Raw genomic sequence first — 24,986 nt, 5'->3', positions numbered from 1 at the left:
CCGAAAACAACCTGTTGGCATTGCGCAACAACCGCGGGTAAGGGCCATGGATGGCTGCTCCGACCCAGATCCTCATCGTCGAGGACGAACCGCTGATCGCGATGATGCTCGAGGATTTCCTCGAGGTGCTCGACAAGACCGCCGTCGGCACCGTCGACAGCGTCGCGACCGCTTTGGCGCGGGTCGAGGATGGCGGCATCGACGCCGCGATCCTCGACGTCAACCTGCGCGGCGGCGAGAAGAGCACCCCCGTCGCCGAAGCGCTTGCGGCGCGGGATATCCCGTTCGTCTTCGCCACCGGCGGCAGCGACGACAGCGTCGATGCGCAGTTCCGCGACCGTCCCGTCCTGCAGAAGCCGTTCACCATGGACGGGGTCGCAAAGGCGCTCGAAGCGCTCTGAACAAAAATTTGGCGTAACAGACTTGCGTCGCGGGCTCCGTCGACGCAATAGCCTGTCGCCATGACCCAGTTCGACAAGACCCGCCTGCCGAGCCGCCACGTCTCGGTTGGCCCGGAACGCGCTCCCCACCGCAGCTATTACTACGCCATGGGCATCGGCGAGGAGGATATCGCCAAGCCCTTCGTCGCGCTCGCCAGCGCCGGCAACAATTCCGCGCCGTGCAACACCACGCTCGATGCGCAGGCGGATGCCGCGCAGGCCGGCGTCATCAACGGCGGCGGCATGCCGCGCCGCTTCAACACGATCACCGTCACCGACGGCATCGCAATGGGCCATCAGGGGATGAAGGCCTCGCTGGTCAGCCGCGAAGTCATCGCCGATTCGGTCGAGCTGTCCGTCCGCGGCCATTGCTACGACGCGCTGGTCGGTTTCGCCGGCTGCGACAAGTCGCTCCCCGGCATGATGATGGCGATGCTTCGCCTCAACATCCCTTCGATCTTCGTCTATGGCGGATCGATCCTGCCCGGGCGCTTCCACAACCGCGACGTCACCGTCGTCGATGTGTTCGAGGTCGTCGGCAAATATGCCGCCGGCGCCTGTCCGCTGTCGGAGGTGCACGAACTCGAAAAGGTCGCCTGTCCCGGCCACGGCGCCTGCGGCGGCCAGTTCACCGCCAACACCATGGCCTGCGTCGGCGAGGCGATCGGCCTCAGCCTGCCCAACAGCAACATGGTGCCCGCCCCCTATACGACGCGCGAACAGATCGCCGTCGCCGCGGGCGCGCAGGTGATGGAACTGGTCGGCCGGCAGCTGCGCCCGCGCGACATCTGCACGCGCGAAGCCTTCATCAACGCCGCCCGCGTCGTCGCCGCCACCGGCGGATCGACCAACGCCGCGCTCCACCTGCCGGCGATGGCGAGCGAGGCGGGGATCGATTTCGACCTGTTCGACGTCGCCGAAGCGTTCAAGTCGACGCCGTACATCGCCGACCTCAAGCCGGGTGGCCAATATGTCGCGAAGGACATGTATGAGGCAGGCGGCGTCTACATGCTGATGAAGACGATGCTGACCGGCGGCCTGCTCGACGGCAATTGCATGACCGTCACCGGCCGAACGCTGGGCGAGAACATCGATCAGGTGACGTGGAACCCCGACCAGAAGGTCATCTACGACGTGCAGACGCCGATCAGCCCGACCGGTGGCGTCGTCGGCCTGCGCGGCTCCCTCGCCCCCGATGGTGCGATCGTGAAGGTCGCCGGCATGCACCGCCTCCAGTTCGAGGGGCCGGCGCGCGTCTTCGATTGCGAGGAGGATTGCTTCGCCGCGGTCGAGGCGCGTTCGATCAACGAAGGCGAAGTGCTCATCATCCGCTACGAAGGGCCGAAGGGCGGCCCCGGCATGCGCGAGATGCTGTCGACCACCGCGGCGCTCTACGGCCTCGGTATGGGCGAGAAGGTCGCGCTCATCACCGATGGCCGATTCTCCGGTGCGACCCGCGGCTTCTGCATCGGCCATGTCGGTCCCGAAGCCGCCGAGGGCGGCCCGATCGCGCTGGTCGAGGACGGCGACACGATCCGCATCGACGCCGAGACCGGCACGATCGACCTCGTCGTCGACGATGCCATCCTCGCCGCGCGCCGTGCCGCATGGCAGCCGCGGGTAAACGATTACGGGTCGGGCGCATTGTGGCGCTATGCCCAGAACGTCGGTCCCGCATGGCAGGGCGCCGTCACCCACCCCGGCGCGAAGGCCGAAACCCACGTCTATGCGGACATTTGATCGCAGCCGTGCGGCGGGGGCATTCCTGCTCCTCTCCGCATGCAGCGATCCCGCGACGCAGACCGCCGACACCAACGTCCTCGCGCAGGTCGAGGCCGAACAGGCCAAGACGGCCGAGGACGCCGGCAACATCCTGTGCGCCCGCGGGCAGGGCGCGCTTCAGCGCAGTTGCACCGTCGAACAGGCGCAGGACGACCGCGGGCTTATCCTGACGCTGCGTCACGCCGATGGCGGCTTCCATCGCCTGCTCGTCACCAGGGACGGGCGCGGCGTGGTCGCGGCCGATGGCGCCGAACCGGCGCGGGTGACCATTCCCGATGCCGGATCGATCGACGTCGCGATCGGCGACGGCCGCTACCGCCTGCCCGCGACGATCAAGGGCGGCGCATGATACCCATCGCGGGCCAGCCGATCCTGACGGCGGCCCGGATGCGCGCCGCCGAGAATGCCGCGATCGCCGCCGGTACGTCGGTCGCGACCCTCATGGACCGAGCGGGGAATGGGATAGCGCAGGCCGCCCGCCGCCTTGCCGCGGGTGCCGAAATCCTCGTCCTGTGCGGCCCCGGTAACAACGGTGGCGACGGCTATGTCGCCGCGGCCGCCCTGCACGCCGCGGGCCTGTCCGTGCGGCTGGCAGCCAGCGCCGATCCGCAGACCGACGCCGCCCGCCATGCCCGCAGCCGCTGGATGGGCGCGATTGAACCGCTCGATCGGGCACGGCCCGCCCCAATCCTGATCGACTGTCTGTTCGGCACTGGCCTTACCCGTCCGTTGCACAGCGACGTCGACGCGCAGCTGGCGCGCCTCGCACAGGCGGCGCGGATCGTCATCGCCGCGGACCTGCCGAGCGGCACCGATGCCGACACCGGCGACGCGCCCGACTGGACGCGGCAGACGCCCGCCACCTTCACGCTGGCGCTCGGCGCGCTCAAGCCCGCCCACGTCCTCCACCCCGCCGCCACGGCCTGCGGCGCGATCCGGCTGATCGACCTCGGCATCGATCGCCCTGACGACGTCGCCATCGCCGCCGCCCCGCTGCTGCCGCAACCCGGCCCCGAATCGCACAAATACACCCGTGGCATGGTCGCGGTGATCGCCGGTGCGATGGAAGGGGCGGCGCGCCTCGCCGCCATCGCCGCATTGCGCAGCGGTGCCGGCTATGTCGCGCTCTACGGCGGCAGCGGGCAGGGCGGTCCCGACGCCATCGTCCACCGCCCCTACGACCCGGCAGCCCTGACCGACCGACGCATCGGCGCCATCCTGATCGGCCCCGGGCTCGGCCGTGACGATAAAGCCCGCTCGCGGCTGACGGCACTCATCGAAGCCGACACCCATAGGCTCGTCATCGACGGCGACGCGTTGCACCTGCTCGACCCGGACGCGCTGAAAGGCCGCCATCGTCCCGTCGTGCTCACCCCCCATGCCGGCGAGTTCAAGGGATTGTTCGGGACACCTGCCGGATCTTTGCTCGATCAGGCCCGCACCGCTGCCGCCCGGGCGGACGCGATCGTCGTCCTCAAAGGCCCGACCACGATCGTCGCGAGCGCGACCCGAACACGCGTCCACCCCGCCGGCAATGCATGGCTTTCCACCGCCGGCACCGGCGACGTCCTCGCAGGCACGATCGCCGCGCAGCTCGCGCATCCGGGCGCCGATCCGCTCGCCGCGGCCAGCGCCGGCACCTGGCTCCACGCCCGCGCCGCGGCGCTATGCGGGAAAAGCTTCATCGCCGACGACTTGGCAAATGCGCTCACCCCGGCCAGAGCCGGCGCATGACTTCGGACAACACGATTCTGCGCGTCGCCGCCCGCGGCGATGGCGTCACCGCGGATGGCCGCCACGCGGCCTTCGCCGCCCCCGGCGACCTGCTGGGCGAAGACGGCACGCTCATCCACGGCCCGCACCATCAGGTGCCGCCCTGCGGCCACTTTCCGGAATGCGGCGGCTGCCAGCTCCAGCACCTCGACGACGAATCCTACGCCGCCTTCGTCACCGACCGCGTCGCCAGCGCGCTCGACGGGCAGGAGCTGTCCGCAGCGCTGCGCCCGCCGCTTGTCTCACCTCCCAACACGCGGCGCCGCGCGACGCTGCACGCGGAAGGGAAGGGTGGCCGCGTCACCCTCGGCTTCACCGCCGAGAAGAGCCACGCCATCGTCGACATGCGCGAATGCCACATCCTCGCGCCGGAGCTGTTCGCGGTCGTCGGTCCGCTGCGCACGCTGTTGCAAAAGCTCGGCTTCAAGCGTCGCGGCGACGTCCACCTGACCCTCTCGGATCAGGGGCCGGACGTGATGGTGACCAACCTCACCGCCGACGGCCTCGCCGCTGCGGAAAAGATCACCGACTTCTGCGAACGCCACGCCATCGCCCGCTTTACGCTCGACAGCGGCGACGGCCCCGAAACGCGCTGGGAGCCGCAGCCGGTCACGATCACGCTGGGCGGCCACCCGGTGCCGCTGCCGCCCGCCGCGTTCCTGCAGGCGACGCAGGAGGGCGAGGACGCGCTCGTCGCCGCGATGCGCGAGGCGACCAAGGGCGCGGGCACGATCGCCGACCTGTTCGCCGGTCTCGGCACCTTCACCCTCGCGCTGCCCGCGCGCGTCTATGCCGCCGAAGGCGCCCGCGACGCGCTCTTCGCGCTCAAGGCCGCCGCCGGCAGCCGCCAGATGCAGGTCTTCACCGAACATCGCGATCTCTACCGTCGCCCGCTGACCGTGGCGGAGCTCGACCGCTTCGACGCCATCGTCATCGATCCGCCCCGCGCCGGCGCCCGCGACCAGACCGAAGCGCTCGCGGCCTGCCAGTCGAAGGTCATCGGCTACGTCTCCTGCAACCCGTCGAGCTTCGCCCGCGACGCGAAACTATTGATCGAGGGCGGCTGGCGGATCGACTGGATCCAGCCCGTCGGTCAGTTCCGCTGGTCCACCCATGTCGAACTGGCGGCGCGTTTCGTGCGGTGATTGGTTCGCGCGAAGACGCGAAGACGCAAAGGGGTTTCAACCAGTGGCGACCGAAGCGATCGGAAGACGCACCACCGCATGGGGAACGTGCAGCGGATATTTCAGCCGCAACACCTTCGCGTCTTCGCGTCTTCGCGTGCAAATATCATCGGCCTGAAAAGAAGGATGGTTCGCGCGGAAACGCGGAGAGTTGCGCTTGCAGCCGGGTCACTGTTCTTCGCCGACCTTCCGGTCACGGCAACCGCACGCACCGACGTCTCCCGATCGCGCGGCCTGCGCCAAGGGCGAGCTCTTTGTCCTTCGAGCGTCCGCGATACTCAATAGACCGCCGACACGAAGAACAGCCCGTCAGGCGGCGCATTCAACCCAAGCTGCGCCCGGTCCCGCGCCTCCAGAGCGACCCGCACATCCTCTGCAGACCACCGCCCCATGCCGACCAGCGCCAGACACCCCACCATCGAACGCACCTGATGATGGAGGAACGACCGTGCCGCCGCCCGCACCGCGATCCGCTCCCCGACCCGCTCGACCGACAGGACATCCAGCGTCCGCACCGGCGAATCCGCCTGACAATGCGCCGACCGGAACGTCGTGAAGTCGTGCCGGCCGACCAGCATCGCCGCCGCCGCCGCCATCGCCGCGTCGTCGAGCGGCTGCGGCACCTGCCACGCCAGCCCCGCCTCCCAGGTCAGCGGCGCGCGTCGGTTGACGATCCGATATTCGTACGACCGCCCCAGGCACGAGAACCGCGCATGCCAGTCGTCCGCAACCTCGACGCATTCCAGCACCGCCACCGGCGCCGGCCGCACCCGCGCGTTGAGCGCCTCCATCAGGCGGAACGGCGCGATCGGCTTTGCGATGTCGACATGCGCCCGCATCCCCAGTCCGTGCACGCCCGCATCGGTCCGCCCCGCCGCATGCACCGCGGCGCGCTCGCCGGTAACGCGGAACACCGCCTCCTCCAAAGCCGCCTGCACGCTTGGCCCGTGCTTCTGCCGCTGCCAGCCCATGAAGGGCCGGCCGTCATATTCGACCCGCAGCGCGAATCGCGTCAAAGCCCGCCCTCGTTCAGCGCCGTCCCCGACCGCACCGGAAAGCCGCGCAGCATCTCCTCCGCCGTGGTCACGCCACGCCCGGCGCGCTGGACCAGCGTCGGCCGGATCGCCCCGTCCCCGCAGGCGATCGCCAGCGTCGCATCGACGGTCGTCCCTTCACCACCCGGAAAACTGAACGGCAGCACGTCGGCAGCCAGCACCTTGACGCGCTCGCCCGCGACCTCGAACCACGCCCCCGGCGCCGGGTTCATCGCCCGCACCAGCCGCTCGACCGCCACCGCGCTCTGCGTGAAGTCGATCCGCGCCTCCGCCTTGCCGATCTTGGCGGCATAGGTGACGCCGTCCGCCGGCTGCGCCACCGCCGGATGCGCGTCCGGATCGGCCAGCACATTCACCATCAGCCGCGCCCCCAATGCCGCCAGCTCGCCGGTCAGCGCACCCGCGGTCTTGCCCTCGATCGCGACGCGCCCCTCCAGCCGTACCGGCCCAGTGTCGAGCCCGGCCTCCATCTGCATGATGCCGACCCCCGTCTCGGCATCGCCCGCCAGGATCGCGCGCTGCACCGGCGCCGCCCCCCGCCAGCGCGGCAGCAGCGAGCCGTGGACGTTGAGGCAGCCGAGCCGCGGCGCGTCCAGCACCGCGCGCGGCAGGATCAGCCCATAGGCGGCCACCACCGCGACGTCCGCATCCAGCGCGGCGAACGCCGCCTGCGCCTCCGCGTCCTTTAGGCTGACCGGATGCCGCACCGCGATCCCCAGCGCCTCCGCTCGCTGCTGGACCGGCGAGGCGACCGTCTCGCGCCCGCGCCGTCCGCCGGGACGCGGCGGCTGGCTGTACGCCGCCACGACGTCATGCCCGGCCGCTACCAGCGCCTCCAGCGTCGGCACCGCGAAGTCGGGAGTTCCCATGAAGATGATCCGCATGCCCGCCTTCAACGCGCTGGCGGGCGGGCGCGCAACCCCCTATCTGTTCCCAATATGGCGTCTCCCGAAATCGAAGCCCTGACCCAGGCGCTGGCGCGTCTTCCCGGCCTCGGCCCGCGCTCGGCGCGCCGCGCCGTGCTCCACCTGCTCAAGAAGCGCGAGGCCGCGCTTGGCCCGCTGCGCGCCGCGCTCGAGGCGGTCGACGAACGGCTCGAAACCTGCACCGTCTGCGGCAACGTCGATACCGCCAACCCTTGCGCGATCTGCGCCGATCCGCGTCGCGACCAGCGTGCGCTCTGCGTCGTGGAGGAGGTCGCCGACCTGTGGGCGCTCGAACGGTCGCGCCTGTTCCCGGGCCGCTTCCACGTCCTCGGCGGCCGCCTGTCCGCGCTCGAGGGCATCCGTCCCGAGGACCTCGCGATCGACGCGCTGGTCGCGCGGATCGAGGCGGGCGGCATCGACGAGGTCGTCCTCGCGATGAATGCGACGCTGGAGGGGCAGACGACCGCGCATTACCTCGCCGATCGGATCGAACGCTTCCCGGTCCGCGTCACCCAGCTCGCGCACGGCCTGCCGGTCGGCGGCGAACTCGACTATCTCGACGAAGGCACGCTCGCGCAGGCACTCAGGGCCCGCCGCCCGGTCGCCTGATCCGGTCAATCTTGACGGCAAACGCCTCGCGACCTAGCGGACGCCGCATGGCAGTCCTTCCCATCGTCGAAGTCCCCGATCCGCGCCTGCGCCTGATCTCCAAGCCCGTCGCGGCGATCACCGACGAGACGCGCGCGTTCGTCCAGGACATGATCGATACGATGTACGATGCCAACGGCATCGGCCTTGCCGCGATCCAGGTCGGCCTCGACAGCCGTATCCTCGTCATCGACCTGCAGGACGAGAAGGACGAAGACGACAAGCCGGTCAAGGCACCCCACGCCTATATCAATCCCGAAGTCCTCTCGGTCAGCGAAGAGACGAGCACCTACAACGAAGGCTGCCTGTCGATCCCCGAACAATATGCCGACGTCGCGCGTCCCGCCGCCTGCCGCGTCCGCTGGCAGGACGAACAGGGCGCGACCCATGAGGAAGACCTCACCGGCCTGCTCGCCACCTGTATGCAGCATGAGATCGACCATCTCAACGGCGTGCTTTTCATCGACCATATCAGCCGCCTGAAGCGCGACATGGTGATGAAGAAGCTGACCAAGCTGCGCCGCGGCTGACCGGCCGTTCGCCCCTCCCCGAAACGGGAGGGGCGACGCCGGCCCTCATTTTTCCCTGTCCCCGCCAGTCCGTTCGACCTATGTTCCCCTCGTAACAAGGGAACGCAATCGTTGGATCAGTCGCTCATCATCGCCGTCCTGGCGCTCGTCGCCGGCCTCGTCATCGGCTGGCTGCTCGCCAACCGCAAGGCCGGCACGCTCGCCGCCGACCTCGCCGTCGCGCAGAGTAAGGCCGCCGACGCCGACCTGATCCGCCAGACCCGCGACGCCGTCGAGCGCGAGCGCAACGACGCGACCCGCGACCTCGCCGCTTTGCGCGCGCAGCACGAGGACCGCTCCGCCGCCGCCGAATCGCTCCGCGGCGAACTCGTCCACATCCGTGCCGATCGCGATGCTGCCCGCGCCGACCTCGCGACGATGCGCGCGCAGCACGAAGCGTTCGAGGCGCGCCTCGCCGACATGCGCGAGGCGAAGGAGCTGATGGCGACGCAATTCAATGACCTCGCCAACAAGGCGCTGACCGACGCGCAAAAGGCGTTCCTCGATCGCGCCGAGGCGCGCTTCCGCCAGTCCGAGGAACTGGCCGGCACCAACCTCAAGTCGCTACTCCAGCCGGTCAACGACCGCCTGCTCCGCTACGAGGAGGGGGTGGCCAAGGTCGAGGCCGAACGCCGCGACGCCTTCGGCGACCTCAAGGGGCAGATCGAACAGATGCGGCTCGGCCAGGAACGCGTCTCGGGCGAGGCCGCCAAGCTGGTCAACGCGCTCCGCAACGCCCCCAAGGCGCGCGGCCGCTGGGGCGAACAGCAGCTGCGCAACGTGCTCGAAAGCTGCGGCCTCGCCGAACATACCGATTTCGCGATGGAGGTCAGCGTCGCGGACGGAGAGGGCGGGCGCCTGCGGCCCGACGCCATCGTCACCATCCCGGGCGGCAAATCGCTCATCATCGATGCCAAGGTGTCGCTTAACGCCTATCAGGATGCCTTTGGTGCGGTCGACGAGGCCGATCGCCGCACCGGCCTCGCCGCGCACGCCGCCTCGATCCGCGCCCACGTCGCCGGCCTGTCCGCCAAGAGCTATTGGTCGCAGTTCACCGACACGCCGGATTACGTCATCATGTTCATCCCCGGCGAGCATTTCCTGTCCGCCGCGCTCGAATATGACGCCGACATCTGGCAGTTCGCCTTCGACAAGCGCGTCCTGCTCGCGACGCCGACCAACCTCGTCGCGATCGCCCGCACCGTCGCGGCGGTCTGGCGGCAGGAGAAGCTGGCGACCGAGGCCCGCGCGATCGGCGCGTTGGGCAAGGAACTCTACGACCGCCTCGCCAAGGCTGGCGAGGACCTGCGCAAGGTCGGCAGCGGCCTGACCACCGCGGTCAACAATTACAACGGCTTCGTCTCCAGCTTCGAAAGCCGTGCGCTCGTCTCCGCGCGCAAGTTCCGCGACCTCAACATCGAACCGGGCGCGCGCGAGATTTCCGTCGTGGAACCGGTCGAGGCGATGGCGCGCTATGGCGACGAACAGCCGCTCCGCCTGCCGGATGCGGCCGAATAGGAGAGTGCGAATGCGCGGCATGCACGCTGGCGATCTCGTCATGGACCGTGACGGCCGCGTATCGGGGATGATCGCCGGCGACGTGATCGTGAAATCGGGCTGCGATGTCCGCATCAGCGGGATGATCGCCGGCGACGTCATTGTCGAACCCGATGCCAGCGTTCGCATCAGCGGCATGGTATCCGGACGGATCGTCGATCACGGCGGCAGGGTGCGCGTCTCCGGCATGGTCCGCGGCTGACGCCTTCCGACGGCAACGCGCCGTCTTGTCGCTGCTACCCCGATCATGGACGGAAACGACACGACGGACGTCGATCGTTTCCGTCACAATGTCTATGTTGCGGACGGCGACGCGCGCTGCTGGGCCAGCACCTCATAGGCCATCACCGCCGTTGCCACCGCGGCGTTGAGGCTGTCCGCCTTCCCCAGCATCGGGATCTTGACCAGCAGGTCGCAGGCCACGGCATAGTCCGCCGGCATGCCCTGCGCCTCGTTCCCGGTCAGCAGGAACGTCGGCGCCTCGTAGCGCGCGCTCCGATAATCGTGCTCGGTATCGAGGCTCAGCCCGACCAGTTGCCCCGGCCCCTGCCGCAGCCAGGCGAGGAACGGCGCCCATTCGCTCTTCACCACCGGGATCGTGAACAGCGCGCCCATGCTCGCGCGCACCGCCTCGACCGAGAAGGGATCGACGCATTCGCCGATCAGGATCAGCCCGCCTGCGCCGACCGCGTCGGCGGTGCGCAGGATCGTGCCGAGGTTGCCGGGATCGCGCAGCCGCTCCGCGACCAGCCATATCCCCGCCGCCGACCGGTCGAGGTCGTCCAGCCCGGCATCGAATTCGTCGAACACCCCGACGACCGCCTGCGGATTGTCCTTCCCCGATAGCTTGGACATGATATCGGGCGTCGTTTGGATCGATTCGCCGCCCGCCATCTCGACGTCGATCGACAGCGCATGGACCAGCGGATGGTCGGCATTGCCCGCCGCATAGAAGAGGATGCTCGGCAGCCGCCCGGTGTCGCGCGCCTCGGTGAGGATGCGCAGCCCCTCCGCCATGAACTGGCGGGCGCCGCGGCGATGCTTCTTGTCGCGCAGTTCGCGCGCATATTTGACGAGCGGGTTCGAAAAGGCGGTGATTTCACGGGGCATGGCCGGTCGGCCTTCGCGCCGGCGGCAGGCGGACGCAAGGCCAAAACGATCCGGCCGGCTCGCGCGGTTCAGCCGCCGGGCCGAACCGCGATCAGTCCTCGCCGAATTTCGCCTCGACCAGTTCGACCAGCGCCCCCACCGCCGCCTCGGCGCCGTCGCCCGTCGCGCTGATCGTGATCTCGTCGCCCTTCGCCGCGCCGAGCATCATCAGGCCCATGATAGAGGTGCCGGTGACTGCGCCATCATCCTTGCGGACCTGCACCTCGCACGGCTGGCTGGAGGCGAGGGTGACGAACTTCGCGCTCGCCCGCGCGTGCAGACCGCGCTTGTTGGTGATGAGCACCGTGCGCGCGATCTCGCTCACGCCGCCGCCTCGCCCAGAACCTCGGACGCGACCGAAATATATTTGCGCCCGGCCTCGCGCGCCGCGGCGACCGCCTCGACCACGCGCATCGCCTTGCGCGCTGACCCCAGCCGGATCAGCATCGGCAGGTTCATCCCCGCGATCACCTCGACCCGGCCCCGCTCCATCAGCGAGATGGCGAGGTTGGACGGCGTGCCGCCGAACAGGTCGGTCAGCACGATCACGCCCCGTCCGCCGTCGACCGCGGCGATCGCCGCGGCGATGTCGGCGCGGCGCTCCTCCATGTCGTCGTCGGGACCGATGGAAATCGTCGCGATCCGCTCCTGCGGGCCGACGACATGGACCATCGCGGTCACGAACTCTTCAGCAAGCCGCCCGTGCGTCACCAGAACGAGGCCAATCATCTCAGATACGTTACTCATTTGCTGGCCGGCGGCCCCTCGAGCGAGTCCTGCGGCGCGGCCCCCAGGTCGCGATGCGTGATGGTGGGCGAAAAACCCGCTGCGCGCAACCGCGTACCCAGATGCTCCGCGACATGGACCGACCGGTGTCTCCCTCCGGTACAGCCGATCGCGATGCTGACATAGGATTTCCCCTCCGCGCGGTAGCGCGGGATCAGCAATTCGAGCAGCGCGCCGATCTGCTCCATCGCCGCCGGATAGGCCGGGTCCCCGGCGACATAGGCGGCGACTTCCGGGTCCAGTCCCGTGCCTGGCCGCAGCGCCGCGTCCCAATGCGGATTGCGCAGGAACCGCATGTCGAACACCAGATCGGCGTTGCGCGGCAGGCCGCGCGCGAAGCCGAACGACTGGATCGACAGCACCGGCGCATCGCGGCCCGATGCCGGAAACGTCGTGCGGATCTGTTGCGCCAGCGCATTGGCGTTGAGGTCCGTGGTGTCGACCAGGCGGTTCGCCCAGTCGCGCAGCGGGCGCAGCAGGTCGCGTTCGCGGGCGATGCCGTCCTGGGCCGGGCGGTCGGGTGCGAGCGGATGCCGCCGCCGCGTCTCCGAATAGCGCCGCTCCAGCTCGGCACCCGAACAGTCGAGGAACAGCATGCCGACGTCGAGATCGTGGACCGACCGCAGCGTGCGGATGCGCTCGACGATCCGCTCCGGCACGAAGTCGCGCGTCTGCGTGCCGATTCCGATTGCGAGCGGCTGCGATTCGTCCGAACGCCCCGCCGACAGCGGCGCCTCGAGCAGCCGGTCGAGCAGCACCAGCGGCAAATTGTCGACGACCTCCCACCCCAGGTCCTCCAGCGTCTTCAGCACGGTCGACTTGCCGGCGCCCGACAGGCCGGTGACGAGCAGGATGTCCTTGGTCATGCCGCCGCTCTCACGCCGGGGTCGCATCGGGCTGGCGCAACGCCCATTCGATCTTGAGCGGCGTGGAGGCATGGAAGGCCTCGAACGCCATCTCGCGCACGACGACGCCGGCAAGGCGGCGCTGGCGCCGCTCGGGCATCCGCATCGGTTCGACGCCCAGCCGCACGATCAGCGCGACCGGCACGTCCTCGACATGGTGCATCGTAACGATCCCGAGGCCGCGCACCTCGATCTGCCCGCGGATCGTGCCGGGTGCGCGGGCCAGAAGCTGCCCGTCCCTGCGCACCAGCAGGGTCTGGTCGTCACTGACCAGCAAAGCGCCGCGATCGATCAGTCGCAGCGCGAGGTCGGACTTGCCCGTGCCCGACTGGCCCTCGAGCAGCACGGCACGGCCGTCGATCGCCACGCTGGTTGCGTAGAGGGTTTCCGATGAGAGAGTTGCCATGGCTCCGTACCGTCTAGGGGCCGTCGGCGAGCGGCAGTCGGACGACGAAGCGCGCACCGCCCAGCCGATCCTCGCGCGATTCGACGGCGATGCTGCCCTGATGCGCCTCGACGATGGTTCGCGCAATGGCGAGGCCCAGGCCGGAATGCTGACCGAACGCCTCGCTCTCGGGACGGATCGACTGGAAGCGGCGAAAGATCGCCTCGCGCGCTTCCTCCGGCACACCCGGCCCCTCGTCCTCAATCCGGACGACGATATCGCCGCCCTCGCGCCCGACGGCGATCGCGATCAACCCCTCGTCCGGCGAGAAGGACAGCGCGTTGTCGATCAAATTCTCGAACACCCGCTCCAGCCGCGCGCCCTCGCCGACGGTGACCAGCGCCCCCCCCTGATGGTCGAAGCGCAACCGCACGCCGCGCTCGACCTCGCGCGCGATCCGCTGCCCGACCAGCGCATCGATCATCGCCGCGACGTCCAGCGGCTCGAACTTGGCACGGCTCAATTGCGCATCGAGGCGGGAGGCTTCGGAGATGTCGGTAATCAGCCGGTCCAGCCGGTGCACGTCGTCGCGGACGATCGCGAGCAACCGCGCCTGCAATTCGGGATCCCTGACCGCGCCCAGCCCCTCGACCGCCGACCGCAGCGAGGCGAGCGGGTTCTTCATTTCATGCGTCACGTCGGCGGCGAACGCCTCGGTCGCGTCGATCCGCGCGCGCAGCGCGAGGCTCATGTCCGACAGCGCGCGCGCCAGGCTGCCGATCTCGTCGCGGCGCGAGGGCAGGCGCGGTACCACCACCTCGCGCGCGCGGCCCAGCCGGACGCGGACCGCGGCCCGCGCGAGGCGCCGCAGCGGCCGCACGATCGTCCGCGCGAGGAACAGCGACAGCAGCACCGACACGATCGTCACGACCAGCAGCACGAGGCTGAGCCGGAACCGCTCGATCCGCACCGTCTGCGTGATGTCGCGCGCATTGACCGTCGTCATCACCACCCCGCCGGGCAGCGGCGCCGCCGCGGTGATGACCGGGGTGCGGTCCGGCGCACGCCACACGCTCGCAGAGGGGCGGCGCTGCCGCCAGGCCGCGGCGACGTCGGGCCATTGCCGCCCGTCCTTGCGCTCGCGATAGAGCGGCGGCCGCGCGGCGCCGACGACCGTGTCGATCCCGGCATCGAGGAACCGCGCGACGGTCTGGTCCCATTGCTGCTTGTCGGGGTCGAGCAGGATGGCGTTGCGCACCCCCAGCACGCGGCTGTCGACCACTGTGCGGCCGTCGGCGGCGAACACCCGCAACCGCGCGCCGGTATCGTCGGCGAGCCGCGCGATGAGGTCGTCGCGCTGGTCGGCGCGGACCATCGCCAGCGCCTCCCCGATCAGCCGTGCCTCGCGGCTCGCCTGCGCGACGCGCCCGTCGACGATCCGGCTGCGGTAGGAATCGAGGTAGAAGAAGCCGCCGGCGAGCAGCAGCAGCGCGAAGATGTTGACCGCAAGAATCCGCCGGGTAAGCGAGATCTGCCCCGACCAGCGCAACGCGAGGTCGGCGCCCTCCAGCCGCGGCTCACTCCTCGGAGAATCGGTAGCCGGCGCCATACAATGTCTCGATCGAATCGAAGGTCGGGTCGACCTGCCGGAACTTGCGGCGCAGGCGCTTGATGTGGCTGTCGATCGTGCGGTCGTCGACATAGATGTCGTCGTGATAGGCGGCATCCATCAACTGGTTGCGCGTCTTCACGATGCCGGGCCGCTGCGCCAGCGTTTCGAGGATCAGGAATTCGGTCACGGTCAGCGTCACCGGTTCGTCGCCCCAGGTCGTGCGATGCCGCGCCGGGTCCATCGACAGCCGCCCGCGCACCAGCGGCCCGGCCCCCGCAGCATCGCTCTCCTCGGCCGGCGAACTGGCGAGTTCGGTCCGGCGCAGGATCGCCCGGATCCGCGCGATCAGCAGGCGCTGGCTGAACGGCTTGGCGATGTAATCGTCGGCGCCCATCGCGAGGCCGAGCGCCTCGTCCAGCTCATCGTCCTTGCTGGTCAGGAAGATGACCGGAATCTGGCTCTTCTCGCGCAACCGGCGCAGCAGCTCCAGCCCGTCCATCCGCGGCATCTTGATGTCGAAGATCGCCAGATCGGGCGGATTGTCGGTCAGCGCCTTCAGCGCCGTCTCGCCATCCGAATAGACGCGGGTCAGGAACCCTTCGGTCTGGAGGGCGATCGAAACGGATGTCAGGATGTTGCGGTCATCGTCGACCAGCGCGATCGTCGCCGTCATGCGGGGAAAAGCCTCAGGCCCATGATCGCCCCGCGGTAGGGCAAAGCGCGCGCCGGCTCAACCGCCCGTCGTCCCCGGCGCCGCGCTTTGCCCCGCCCGGCCGGTTTGACGGCCGCATCCGCGCCGATTATGCCGGCTGCATCGCCGACGTACGTGCAGACCCTCCCCAGGATGCGTGCGTCAGGCCGTAACATTGGGAGGATGTTTGTGAACGAGCGTATTCCGCACGCCGGACTTGCCGCGCAGGGTATCGAGACCCGCGCCGATCTGCACTGGAATCTGGTCACCGCCCAGCTGGTCGAGGCCGCCGTCGCGCGCGGCGAGGGCAAGCTGTCCGCCGACGGGCCGCTGGTCGTCGAGACGGGCCGGCACACCGGTCGTTCCGCGCAGGACAAGTTCATCGTCCGCGATGCCGGGACCGAGGACACCGTCTGGTGGGGCAAGTCCAACAAGGGGATGAGCCCGGCGCATTTCGCCGCGTTGAAGGCCGATGTCCTCGCCGCACTCCGCGACCGGGAGCATCTGTTCGTCCAGGATCTGTACGGCGGATCGCAGCCGGAGAACCGCGTCCGCGTCCGCGTCATCAACGAACTCGCGTGGCACAACCTGTTTATCCGCACGATGCTGGTCCGTCCCGAGGAGCATGAACTCGCCGGCTTCGAGCCGGAATATACGATCATCGACCTGCCGAGCTTCCGCGCCGATCCCGCCCGGCACGGCACCCGTAGCGAGACGGTGATCGCGGTCAATTTCACGGAAAAGCTGATCCTGATCGGCGGCACGAAATATGCCGGCGAGATGAAGAAATCGGTGTTCGGCCTGCTCAACTATCTGCTGCCGACGACCGGCGTGATGCCGATGCATTGTTCGGCCAACATGGGCGCGGACGGATCGACCGCGGTGTTCTTCGGCCTGTCGGGCACCGGCAAGACGACGCTCAGCGCGGACGCCAGCCGCACGCTGATCGGCGACGACGAACATGGCTGGTCCGACACCGCCGTCTTCAATTTCGAGGGCGGCTGCTATGCCAAGATGATCCGCCTGTCGCGCGATGCCGAGCCGGAGATCTTCGCCACGACCAAGCGTTTCGGCACGGTGCTCGAGAATGTCGTGATGGACCCGGTCACGCGCCAGCTCGACCTCGACGACAACAGCCTCGCCGAGAACAGCCGCGGCGCCTATCCGATCGACTTCATCCCCAATGCCTCGGCGGAGAATATGGGCGGGGTGCCGAAGAACATCGTGATGCTCACCGCGGATGCCTATGGCGTGCTGCCGCCGATCGCACGGCTGACGCCGGATCAGGCGATGTACCATTTCCTGTCCGGCTATACCGCGCGCGTCGCGGGCACCGAGATCGGCGTCACCGAACCCGACGCGACCTTCTCCACCTGCTTCGGCGCGCCGTTCATGCCACGCCACCCGTCGATCTACGGCAATTTGCTCAAGGAGCGGATCGCGAAGGGCGGGGTCGACTGCTGGCTGGTCAACACCGGCTGGACGGGCGGCAAATACGGCACCGGCAACCGCATGCCGATCAAGGCGACCCGCGCCCTGCTCAACGCCGCGCTCGACGGCAGCCTCAAGGACGCCGAATTCCGCACCGATCCCAATTTCGGCTTCGCGGTGCCGGTGGCGGTGCCGGGGGTCGATCCCGCGATCCTCGACCCGCGCGCGACCTGGGCGAATCGCGCCGATTACGACGCCACCGCGGCGAAGCTGGTCGACCTGTTCGTGGAGAATTTCGCGCAATTCGCCGAGCATGTCGACGAGGGGGTGCGACAATCCGCGCCACGCGTCGCCGAACCCGCCTGATACCACCCGGTCATGACCGGGTGCCCCAAGGACCCCGTCATGACCGTTCCCCCGATCCGCTTCTTCTCCACGACCGCCGACATCATCGCGATCGGCGAGGGGCTGCTCGCCGCCACATTGCCCCGTGCGGCATGGACGCACGAGGCGCATCTCGCCGCCACCGCCTGGCTGATCCGGATGCGCCCCGACGTCGATCTCGACCGTGACATCGGCACGATCATCCGGCGCTACAATGTCGCGGCGGGCGGCGTGAACGACGACACGCAGGGCTATCACGAGACGATCACGCGGACCTATCTGGCAAGCACGCGCGCCTTTCTGGCGGCGCGTCCACAGGACGAGCCGCTGGTCGATACGGTGAACGCGCTGCTCGCCGCGCCCTGCGGCGGGCGGGACTGGCCGCTGCGCGTCTATTCGCGCGAACGGCTGATGTCGGTCGCGGCGCGGCGAACCTTTATCGCCCCTTGACTGTCACGCCAGCATCGCACGATCGACCCCGCCGCGCCACAATGGGGGCGCAAGGCGCCGCCGACGGCAATGGGGGCGACGGGCGATGACGGGCAAGACGCAAAAGGCGGTGGCCGCGGCGATGCAGCGGCACGGGCAATTGTCGAAACAGGGGCTGCTGGAACGCGCCTTCGCCTGGGCGTTCCGCGGGCTCGTCTATGCGCAGATCTGGGAAGACCCGGTCGTCGACATGGCGGCGCTGGCGATCACGCCCGATTGCCATGTCGTGACGATCGCCTCGGGCGGCTGCAACGCGCTCTCCTATCTCACCGCCAATCCCGACGCGATCACCGCGGTCGATCTCAACACCGCGCATATCGCGCTAGGCACGCTGAAGCTCGCCGCGGCGCGGCACCTGCCGGACCATGCGAGCTTCCTGCGCTTCTTCGGCCATGCCGCCAGCCGCGACAATCTCGATGCCTATCAGCGCCACATCCGGCCGCACATCGACGAGCCGACCCGGCGCTATTGGGAGGGACGCGACCTCATCGGGCGGCGCCGGATCGGCGGCTTCGCGCATGGCGTCCACAAGCGCGGGCTGCTCGGCCGCTTCATCGGCGCGGCGCATCTGCTGGCGCGGCTGCACGGCGTCGACCCGCGCCTGCTGCTCGAGGCGCAGACGCTCGAGGAACAGCGGATCATCTTCGAACGCGACGTTGCGCCGGTGTTCGACCGGGGCCTCGTCAAATGGCTGACTGACCAGCCCGCATCGCTGTTCGGGCTCGGCATTCCGCCCGCACAATTCGACGCGCTCGCCGGGGACGGACGGATGGCCGACGTGCTGCGGCAGCGGCTCGAAAAGCTCGCCTGCGATTTCGACCTCACCGACAATTATTTCGCGTGGCAGGCGTTCGGCCGTCGCTATGGCGAGGGGCCGTCCGCGCCCCTGCCGCCCTATCTGCAGGCACGGCATTATGCGTCGGTCGTGAACCGGGTCGACCGGATCGCGCTGATGCACGCCAACCTCACAGATCATCTCGCGACGCTGCCGGTCGCATCGTGCGACCGTTACGTTCTGCTCGATGCGCAGGACTGGATGACCGACGCGCAACTGGCGGCGCTATGGACGCAGATCACCCGCACCGCCCGGCCCGGCTCGCGCATCCTGTTCCGGACGGCGGGGGAGGCGGACATCATGCCCGGCCGTATCCCGGACGCGATCCTGTCGCGCTGGTGCTATCAAGCGGAGGCATCGCGCGGGTTCACCGCGCAGGACCGCTCCGCCATCTATGGCGGGGTCCACCTCTATATCCTCGCGGAGGCGTAAGATGGATCACGCCGCCCGCATGGATCGCATCTATGGCGTGCAGCGTCATATCTACGACCTGACGCGCAAATATTATCTGTTCGGCCGCGATCGCCTGATCGACGAACTGGACGTGCGTCGCGGCGATACCGTGCTGGAGATCGGCTGCGGCACCGGCCGCAACCTGATCCGCGCAGCCAAAGCGTGGCCGGAGGCGCGCTTCTACGGCCTCGACATCTCCGACGCGATGCTCGCGACCGCCCGCGCGAAGATCGCGGCGGCCGGATTGTCGGACCGGATCGTGCTCGCGCAGGGCGATGCCGCCGGGTTTGACGCGGTTGCGCTTTTCGGATTGCCGCGGTTCGATCGCGTCCTGTTCAGCTACACCTTGTCGATGATCCCGCCATGGCGCGCGGCGCTGGCGCAGGGTCTGGCGGTCACCGCCGCCGGCGGCCGGATGACGGTCGTCGATTTCGGGACGCAATCGGGCTGGCCGGCCCTGTGGCGGAAGCCGTTCCTCGCCTGGCTCGACCGGTTCGACGTGACGCCGCGGGCCGATCTGGCGGCGGAGATCGCCCGGCTGGCGGATCGTCACCGGCGCCGCGGCGAAACGGAAAGCCTGTGGAATGGCTATGCGTGCAAGGCGGTGGTCTGCTGACCGGCGCGGTGTGCGCTCAGCGCTCGACCAGGCCCGTCGCCGGCATTGGTCCGTCGCCGCGCTGGAAGAATTGCTCGACGATATCGCGGGCCAGCCGTGCCGGCTTCAGTGTTTCCGCATCGAGGCAGCACCAGCTCGACTTCACCTCGGCGAGCACCTCTTCGCCGCGGCGGATGACGGTGTCGTAGAAGGCGCGGGCGCCCTGCACCTTCTCGAGCAATACCGTCGCGATCACGTCGTCGCCGAGGAAGGTCGGCTTGCGATAGGTGATCTCGTGCTTCAGCGCGACCCAGAGGTGCGCCGTCACCGCCTCGGCCGGCGCCAGCTTCTGCCAGTGGCTGACCACCGCATCCTGCACCCACTTCAGATAGCTGGCGTTGTTGACGTGCCCCATGAAGTCGATGTCGGCCGGATCGATGCCGATCGGATACTGGTGGGGGATACTCTGCGTCACACCATGCAATATAGCATGCCGGGCGTCGTCTGGCACCTGCCAAGCGGCGATAGAAATCATTTAGCCGTCGATCGGCTCGACCACGACCAGCCCGCCGCGCACCGCGACGATCCGCACGCGGTCGCCGGCCGCGGCGGCGGGGCCATCGGCGGGCCATGACCCGTCGCCGATCCGCACCCGGCCACCGTTCGCATCGATCGCGACATCGACGACGACGGCCTGCCCGATCATCCGCGCGGCCCGGTCGTTGAGCTGCGGATCGCTGCTGGCGACGGGATAGTCGACGTACCAGCGCCGGCCGACCGCCACCGTCACCACGCTCCACACCGCAAAGGCGGCGATCTGCGCCTCCACCGGCATATCCGGCACCACCAGCATCGCCAGCCCCACCACCGCCGCGGCGATCGCGAGGAACACCGCAAAGACGCCGGGGATCAGCAGTTCGGCGACGCCGAGCGCCAGCGCGGCGATCAGCCACGCACCGCCGGCGCCACCGATCGCGTCCAGCGTCACGTCTGCGGCAGCTCGAACGGCCCGCGCTTCGCGTCCGGCTTGGACGACGACGGGGCAGGGGCCTTGCTGCCGAGCGCGTCCTTGGCGAGTTCGCCGATCCCGCCCAACGTGCCGATCAGCTGCGTCGCCTCGACCGGGAACAGGATCGTCTTGGCATTGGGGCTGGTCGCGAACTTGCCGATCGCCTCGACGTATTTCTGGGCGATGAAATAGTTGATCGCCTGCGTACCGCCGCGCTCGATCGCCTCGGAAACGACCAGCGTCGCCTTGGCCTCCGCCTCGGCGGCGCGCTCGCGGGCTTCGGAATCGCGGAACGCGGATTCCTTGCGGCCTTCCGATTCGAGGATGCGCGCCTGCTTCTGGCCCTCGGCACGCAGGATCTCCGACGCGCGCGTGCCCTCGGCCTCGAGGATATTGGCCCGCTTCTCGCGCTCCGCCTTCATCTGGCGGCCCATTGCGGTGACGATGTCGGCGGGCGGTCGGATGTCCTTGATCTCGACGCGGGTGATCTTGACGCCCCACGGCACCGTCGCGTGATCGACCACCGACAGTAGCCGCGCATTGATCTCGTCCCGCTTCGACAGCGTCTCGTCGAGGTCCATCGACCCCATCACCGTGCGCAGGTTCGTCGTCGTCAGCTGGAGCAGCGCGACATACAGGTCCGACACCTCATAGGCGGCCTTGGGGGCATCGAGCACCTGGAAGAAGACGACGCCGTCGGTGGAGACGATCGCATTGTCCTTGGTGATGATCTCCTGCCCCGGGATGTCGATCACCTGTTCCATCATGTTCACCTTGCGGCCGACGCGATAGAAGAAGGCGGGGTAGAAGTTGAAACCGGGGCTCGCGGTGGTGGTGTAGCGACCGAAATGCTCGATCGTATATTGATAGCCCTGCCGGACGATCTTGATGCTCGCGAACAGGTAGAACAGCACCAGAAGCAAGGCGAATGCAGCGATCGTGATACCCATATGGCCTCCGCCGGCACGATTCCCCCGTGCCGTCATGGGTGCATAGCACACCCGCTGCGCCGACACAGCGCGTCCGCCCTCTAGCGCTCGCGCCGCACTGCGGTTACATGGCCCGCCACTTCTCCCCTCCCTCGAGGAACGGCATCTTGAACATCCGGCTCGGCCTCACCTTCGACGACGTCCTGCTCGTACCAGCCGAGTCCGACATCCTGCCGAGCACCGCCGACACGCGCACGCAGCTGACGCGCGGCATCGCGCTGAATATCCCCATCCTTTCCTCGGCCATGGATACCGTAACCGAGGCGGACATGGCGATCGTGATGGCGCAGCTGGGCGGCATCGGCGTGCTGCATCGCAATCTGTCGGTCGAGGAACAGGTCGCCGCGGTGCGGCAGGTCAAGCGCTTCGAGTCGGGCATGGTGGTCAATCCGATCACGATCGCGCCGACCGCGACGCTGGCCGAGGCGCAGGCGCTGATGGCGCATCACAAGATCAGCGGCATTCCGGTGGTGGAGAGCGACGGCAAGCTGGTCGGCATCCTCACCAACCGCGACGTCCGCTTCGCCGGCAACCCCAAGCAGCCGGTCGCCGAGCTGATGACGCACGACAATCTCGCCACCGTCTCGACCGACGTCGGGCAGGAGGAGGCGCGCGTGCTGCTCCACCAGCGGCGGATCGAGAAGCTGCTGGTCGTCGACGACGCCTATCGCTGCGTCGGCCTCATCACGGTCAAGGACATCGAAAAGGCGGTGACCTATCCTACCGCGACCAAGGATGCTGCCGGCCGCCTGCGCGTCGCATCGGCGACGACGGTCGGCGACAAGGGGTTCGAGCGGACCGAGGCGCTGGTCGACGCCGAATGCGACCTGATCGTCATCGATACCGCGCACGGCCACAACCGCGACGTCGCAAGGGCGGTCGAGCGGGTCAAGAAGCTCAGCAATTCGGTGCAGGTCGTCGCCGGCAATGTCGCGACCGGCGAGGCGACGCGTGCGCTGATCGATGCGGGCGCGGACGGGATCAAGGTCGGCATCGGCCCCGGATCGATCTGCACCACCCGCGTCGTCGCCGGCGTCGGCGTGCCGCAGCTGACCGCGGTGATGGACTGCGCCGAGGCTGCCGCAAAGCATGGCGTCCCGGTCATCGCCGACGGCGGGCTGCGCACCTCGGGCGATCTCGCCAAGGCTTTGGCCGCGGGCGCGTCGACCTGCATGGTCGGCTCGCTGCTCGCCGGTACCGAAGAGGCGCCGGGCGAAACGTTCCTGTATCAGGGTCGTGCCTACAAATCCTATCGCGGCATGGGCTCGGTCGGCGCGATGGGTCGCGGTTCGGCGGATCGCTATTTCCAGGGCGATATCAAGGACCAGATGAAGCTGGTGCCGGAGGGGATCGAGGGACAGGTTGCCTATAAGGGCCCGGCCAAGGACGTGATCCACCAGCTGGTCGGCGGCATCAAGGCGGCGATGGGCTATACCGGATCGGCCACCATCCCCGATCTCCAGAGCCGTGCGCAGTTCGTCCAGATCACCGGTGCCGGCCTCAAGGAAAGCCACGTCCACGACGTGACGATCACGCGTGAAGCCCCCAATTATCCGACCCGCTAGGTGACGCCCGCCGCCCGCACGCAGGCTGCGATCGAACTGCTCGACGAGGTGATCGCGGCCGCACGCGGGGGCGGGGCCGCGGCCGACACGCTGATCGCGCGTTATTTCGCGACGCGGCGCTATGCCGGGTCGAAGGACCGGCGCGCGGTGCGCGAACTCGTCTATGCCGCCATCCGGCGCGCGGGCGAGATACCCGCGTCGGGCCGCGCTGCGATGCTGGCGGTCGCAACCGCGGATGGCGACGTGGCGGCGACGTTCGACGGTTCCACGTACGGCCCGGCGCCGATCGCCGCGGACGAAGCGGCCGCGGTCGGCGGGGTCGTGCCCGCATGGCTCGCAGCGGCGCTAGAGCGGTCGGACATCGCCTCCGATCAGCAGGCGGCCCTGATCGAGCGCGCACCGCTGGACGTGCGGATCAACCGGCTGACGGCCGACATGGCGGTGGTCGAGGCGCTTGGCGGTGCCGCGATCCCCGGGCTTGCCGATGCGCTCCGGCTGCCGTCCGGGACCAATATCGATCCGCTCGCCGGACAGCTCGAAGTGCAGGACGCCGGCAGCCAGATCGTCAGCCTCGCCGCCCGCGCCGCACCCGGTCAGGCGATCGTCGACCTGTGCGCCGGCGGCGGCGGCAAGACGCTCGTGCTCGCCGCGGCGATGGCGAACGAGGGGCGCATCCTCGCCGCCGATATCGATCGCGGCCGGCTGTCCCGGCTGGCGCCGCGCGCGGCCCGCGCCGGCGTCACGATCGTCGAGACGCGGCTGCTCGATCCCCAGCGCGAGGCCGACGCGCTGAGCGATTGGAGCGCACTCGCCGATTGCGTGCTGATCGACGCGCCCTGTTCGGGCACCGGCACGTGGCGCCGCAATCCCGAGGCGCGGTGGCGCCTCACGCCCGACCGGCTGGCGCGGTTCGTCGCGCAGCAGCGCCATGTGCTGGCGATCGGCGCGCCGCTGGTCCGCCCCGGTGGCGCGCTGGTCTATATCGTCTGTTCGCTGCTCGATGCCGAGGGGGCGGAGCAGGTGGATGCCTTCCTCGCCGACCACCCCGGCTGGGTCGCCGAACCGCTCGACCTGCCCGCAGGCAATGCGCGGGGGCAGGGCCTACGCCTCGATCCGCTGCACCACGCCACCGACGGCTTTTTTGTCGCGCGCCTGATAAGGCCCTGCTAATCCTCGCTGCGATGCCCCGAGTGGAGACCTTCATGCGCGTTACGTCCGTCGCCATCGCCGCAGCACTGACGCTGGTATGCGTCTCCACCTCGTTGAGCGGCCAGCGACCCGACACCCAGATCGATGCCCGCTCGTTGCAACTGCTGGCGGAGGGGCGTGCCGCGCGTGCGGTGGGCAATCTCGACGGCGCGACCGACCTCCTCGAAACCGCGCTGGCGGTCGATCCGCGCAACCGCCAGGCGTTCGTGACGCTCGCCGAGGTCGCGGAAACCCGCGGTCTGCCCGGCAAGGCGATCCGCCTCTATCGCGAAGCGCTGACGCTGGAGCCCAACGACGTCGTCGCCCTCCGCGGTCAGGGCGAAGCGCTGGTCGCCAAGGGTGCGGTGGCAGTCGCGAAGGGCAACCTCGCCAAGATCCGCACGCTGTGCAAGGCGGGCTGTCCCGAGGCGAACCAGCTTGCCGCGGTGATCGCCAAGGGGCCGCCGGTCACGACCGCGCAGACCGATACGAAAGCGCCGGAAACGAAGGCCCCCGACGGAAAACCGGTCGCGCAGGACTGACGCGCCCGCTTATCGGGTCGGGGGGGCAACTGTGATGTTCAGCC

28 protein-coding genes are annotated in these 24,986 nt (G+C 69.0%); 16 read left to right on the top strand and 12 right to left on the bottom strand.

Going from position 1 to position 24,986, the window contains the following annotated elements; genetic code table 11:
* Positions 1-50 precede the first annotated feature (50 nt).
* Genes B2515_RS03765 through B2515_RS03745 form a run of 5 tightly spaced genes read left to right on the top strand, consistent with a single transcriptional unit; the run spans position 51 to position 5,140 of the window.
* Positions 51-401 (top strand): response regulator, encoded by a 351-nt coding sequence (locus B2515_RS03765; RefSeq protein ID WP_293873870.1) that lies wholly within the window; start codon positions 51-53, stop codon positions 399-401.
* Between the two features lie 60 nt (positions 402-461).
* Complete coding sequence (gene ilvD, locus B2515_RS03760; protein WP_293873868.1) at positions 462-2,180, top strand: dihydroxy-acid dehydratase; 1,719 nt, start codon at positions 462-464, stop codon at positions 2,178-2,180.
* On the top strand, positions 2,167-2,571 hold the full coding sequence (locus B2515_RS03755) for a hypothetical protein (RefSeq protein WP_293873865.1): 405 nt from the start codon (positions 2,167-2,169) through the stop codon (positions 2,569-2,571). Before ilvD ends, B2515_RS03755 begins: the two co-directional genes overlap by 14 nt.
* Positions 2,568-3,956, top strand: a complete 1,389-nt coding sequence (locus B2515_RS03750) for an NAD(P)H-hydrate dehydratase (protein WP_293873861.1) — start codon at positions 2,568-2,570, stop codon at positions 3,954-3,956. The genes B2515_RS03755 and B2515_RS03750 overlap by 4 nt, the downstream gene beginning before the upstream one ends.
* Positions 3,953-5,140, top strand: a complete 1,188-nt coding sequence (locus B2515_RS03745) for a class I SAM-dependent RNA methyltransferase (protein WP_293873858.1) — start codon at positions 3,953-3,955, stop codon at positions 5,138-5,140. Before B2515_RS03750 ends, B2515_RS03745 begins: the two co-directional genes overlap by 4 nt.
* A 317-nt stretch (positions 5,141-5,457) precedes the next feature.
* Here the strand turns inward: B2515_RS03745 and truA are convergent, their stop codons facing one another.
* Together truA and fmt are read right to left on the bottom strand one after the other, a co-directional pair.
* Positions 5,458-6,195, bottom strand: coding sequence for a tRNA pseudouridine(38-40) synthase TruA (gene truA / locus B2515_RS03740; RefSeq protein ID WP_293873855.1), 738 nt, complete (start codon positions 6,193-6,195; stop codon positions 5,458-5,460).
* Complete coding sequence (fmt, locus tag B2515_RS03735) at positions 6,192-7,118, bottom strand: methionyl-tRNA formyltransferase (protein WP_293873853.1); 927 nt, start codon at positions 7,116-7,118, stop codon at positions 6,192-6,194. The genes truA and fmt overlap by 4 nt, the downstream gene beginning before the upstream one ends.
* Positions 7,119-7,172: 54 nt before the next feature.
* Here fmt and recR point away from each other — a divergent pair, with 54 nt between their 5' ends.
* The 4 genes from recR to B2515_RS03715 all read left to right on the top strand — a co-directional run bounded on the left by recR (position 7,173) and on the right by B2515_RS03715 (position 10,136).
* On the top strand, positions 7,173-7,769 hold the full coding sequence (gene recR, locus B2515_RS03730; protein ID WP_293873850.1) for a recombination mediator RecR: 597 nt from the start codon (positions 7,173-7,175) through the stop codon (positions 7,767-7,769).
* Between the two features lie 47 nt (positions 7,770-7,816).
* Positions 7,817-8,338 (top strand): peptide deformylase, encoded by a 522-nt coding sequence (gene def, locus B2515_RS03725; protein ID WP_293873848.1) that lies wholly within the window; start codon positions 7,817-7,819, stop codon positions 8,336-8,338.
* A gap of 111 nt (positions 8,339-8,449) precedes the next feature.
* Positions 8,450-9,895 (top strand): DNA recombination protein RmuC, encoded by a 1,446-nt coding sequence (locus B2515_RS03720; protein ID WP_293873846.1) that lies wholly within the window; start codon positions 8,450-8,452, stop codon positions 9,893-9,895.
* A 10-nt stretch (positions 9,896-9,905) separates the two neighbouring features.
* Positions 9,906-10,136 carry a hypothetical protein gene (locus B2515_RS03715; RefSeq protein ID WP_293873844.1) on the top strand — a complete coding sequence of 77 codons (231 nt, stop codon included), beginning with the start codon at positions 9,906-9,908 and terminating at the stop codon, positions 10,134-10,136.
* A 92-nt stretch (positions 10,137-10,228) separates the two neighbouring features.
* Here the strand turns inward: B2515_RS03715 and B2515_RS03710 are convergent, their stop codons facing one another.
* From B2515_RS03710 to B2515_RS03680, 7 genes are all read right to left on the bottom strand, one after another.
* A complete protein-coding gene (locus tag B2515_RS03710; RefSeq protein ID WP_293873841.1) occupies positions 10,229-11,044 on the bottom strand; it encodes a TrmH family RNA methyltransferase in 816 nt (271 codons plus the stop codon).
* Positions 11,045-11,135: 91 nt separating this feature from the next.
* Complete coding sequence (locus B2515_RS03705; RefSeq protein WP_293873838.1) at positions 11,136-11,408, bottom strand: HPr family phosphocarrier protein; 273 nt, start codon at positions 11,406-11,408, stop codon at positions 11,136-11,138.
* Entirely contained in the window at positions 11,405-11,812 is a 408-nt protein-coding gene (locus B2515_RS03700; RefSeq protein WP_293873835.1) for a PTS sugar transporter subunit IIA, read from the bottom strand. The genes B2515_RS03705 and B2515_RS03700 overlap by 4 nt, the downstream gene beginning before the upstream one ends.
* Positions 11,813-11,826: 14 nt before the next feature.
* Positions 11,827-12,735, bottom strand: a complete 909-nt coding sequence (gene rapZ, locus B2515_RS03695) for an RNase adapter RapZ (RefSeq protein WP_293873832.1) — start codon at positions 12,733-12,735, stop codon at positions 11,827-11,829.
* 10 nt (positions 12,736-12,745) lie between these two features.
* On the bottom strand, positions 12,746-13,180 hold the full coding sequence (locus B2515_RS03690) for an HPr kinase/phosphorylase (RefSeq protein WP_293873829.1): 435 nt from the start codon (positions 13,178-13,180) through the stop codon (positions 12,746-12,748).
* 13 nt (positions 13,181-13,193) lie between these two features.
* Positions 13,194-14,768, bottom strand: a complete 1,575-nt coding sequence (locus tag B2515_RS03685; protein ID WP_293873827.1) for a sensor histidine kinase — start codon at positions 14,766-14,768, stop codon at positions 13,194-13,196.
* Positions 14,737-15,444, bottom strand: coding sequence for a response regulator transcription factor (locus B2515_RS03680; protein WP_293873825.1), 708 nt, complete (start codon positions 15,442-15,444; stop codon positions 14,737-14,739). The genes B2515_RS03685 and B2515_RS03680 overlap by 32 nt, the downstream gene beginning before the upstream one ends.
* 201 nt (positions 15,445-15,645) lie before the next feature.
* Between B2515_RS03680 and B2515_RS03675 the strand changes: the two genes are divergently transcribed.
* The 4 genes from B2515_RS03675 (at position 15,646) to B2515_RS03660 (ending at position 19,670) form a co-directional block, all read left to right on the top strand.
* Positions 15,646-17,259 (top strand): phosphoenolpyruvate carboxykinase, encoded by a 1,614-nt coding sequence (locus B2515_RS03675; protein ID WP_293873823.1) that lies wholly within the window; start codon positions 15,646-15,648, stop codon positions 17,257-17,259.
* Between the two features lie 39 nt (positions 17,260-17,298).
* Positions 17,299-17,727 (top strand): hypothetical protein, encoded by a 429-nt coding sequence (locus B2515_RS03670; RefSeq protein ID WP_293873821.1) that lies wholly within the window; start codon positions 17,299-17,301, stop codon positions 17,725-17,727.
* 85 nt (positions 17,728-17,812) lie between these two features.
* Positions 17,813-19,033, top strand: coding sequence for a DUF3419 family protein (locus B2515_RS03665; RefSeq protein WP_293873819.1), 1,221 nt, complete (start codon positions 17,813-17,815; stop codon positions 19,031-19,033).
* 1 nt (position 19,034) lies between these two features.
* The gene (locus B2515_RS03660; protein ID WP_293873817.1) at positions 19,035-19,670 is read left to right on the top strand and encodes a class I SAM-dependent methyltransferase; all 636 of its coding nucleotides are present in this window, start codon (positions 19,035-19,037) and stop codon (positions 19,668-19,670) included.
* Positions 19,671-19,686: 16 nt separating this feature from the next.
* Here B2515_RS03660 and B2515_RS03655 read toward each other — a convergent pair whose 3' ends face one another.
* Genes B2515_RS03655 through B2515_RS03645 form a run of 3 tightly spaced genes read right to left on the bottom strand, consistent with a single transcriptional unit; the run spans position 19,687 to position 21,608 of the window.
* Positions 19,687-20,124 carry an acyl-CoA thioesterase gene (locus tag B2515_RS03655; protein WP_293873814.1) on the bottom strand — a complete coding sequence of 146 codons (438 nt, stop codon included), beginning with the start codon at positions 20,122-20,124 and terminating at the stop codon, positions 19,687-19,689.
* Positions 20,125-20,184: 60 nt separating this feature from the next.
* Positions 20,185-20,637 (bottom strand): NfeD family protein, encoded by a 453-nt coding sequence (locus B2515_RS03650; protein WP_293873812.1) that lies wholly within the window; start codon positions 20,635-20,637, stop codon positions 20,185-20,187.
* Positions 20,634-21,608, bottom strand: coding sequence for an SPFH domain-containing protein (locus tag B2515_RS03645; RefSeq protein ID WP_293873809.1), 975 nt, complete (start codon positions 21,606-21,608; stop codon positions 20,634-20,636). Before B2515_RS03645 ends, B2515_RS03650 begins: the two co-directional genes overlap by 4 nt.
* Positions 21,609-21,754: 146 nt before the next feature.
* Here B2515_RS03645 and guaB point away from each other — a divergent pair, with 146 nt between their 5' ends.
* The 3 genes from guaB to B2515_RS03630 are packed head-to-tail and all read left to right on the top strand — an operon-like array spanning position 21,755 to position 24,942.
* Positions 21,755-23,212, top strand: coding sequence for an IMP dehydrogenase (gene guaB / locus B2515_RS03640; protein WP_293873806.1), 1,458 nt, complete (start codon positions 21,755-21,757; stop codon positions 23,210-23,212).
* Positions 23,213-24,382 (top strand): RsmB/NOP family class I SAM-dependent RNA methyltransferase, encoded by a 1,170-nt coding sequence (locus B2515_RS03635; RefSeq protein ID WP_293873803.1) that lies wholly within the window; start codon positions 23,213-23,215, stop codon positions 24,380-24,382.
* A gap of 32 nt (positions 24,383-24,414) precedes the next feature.
* Positions 24,415-24,942 (top strand): tetratricopeptide repeat protein, encoded by a 528-nt coding sequence (locus B2515_RS03630; protein WP_293873800.1) that lies wholly within the window; start codon positions 24,415-24,417, stop codon positions 24,940-24,942.
* Positions 24,943-24,986 lie beyond the last annotated feature (44 nt).

This window comes from Sphingomonas sp. UBA978 (genome assembly GCF_002292295.1).
Taxonomy (GTDB): domain Bacteria; phylum Pseudomonadota; class Alphaproteobacteria; order Sphingomonadales; family Sphingomonadaceae; genus Sphingomonas.
The sequence above is the reverse complement of the archived record's forward strand: the minus strand, read 5'-3'. Positions and strand labels throughout refer to the sequence as shown.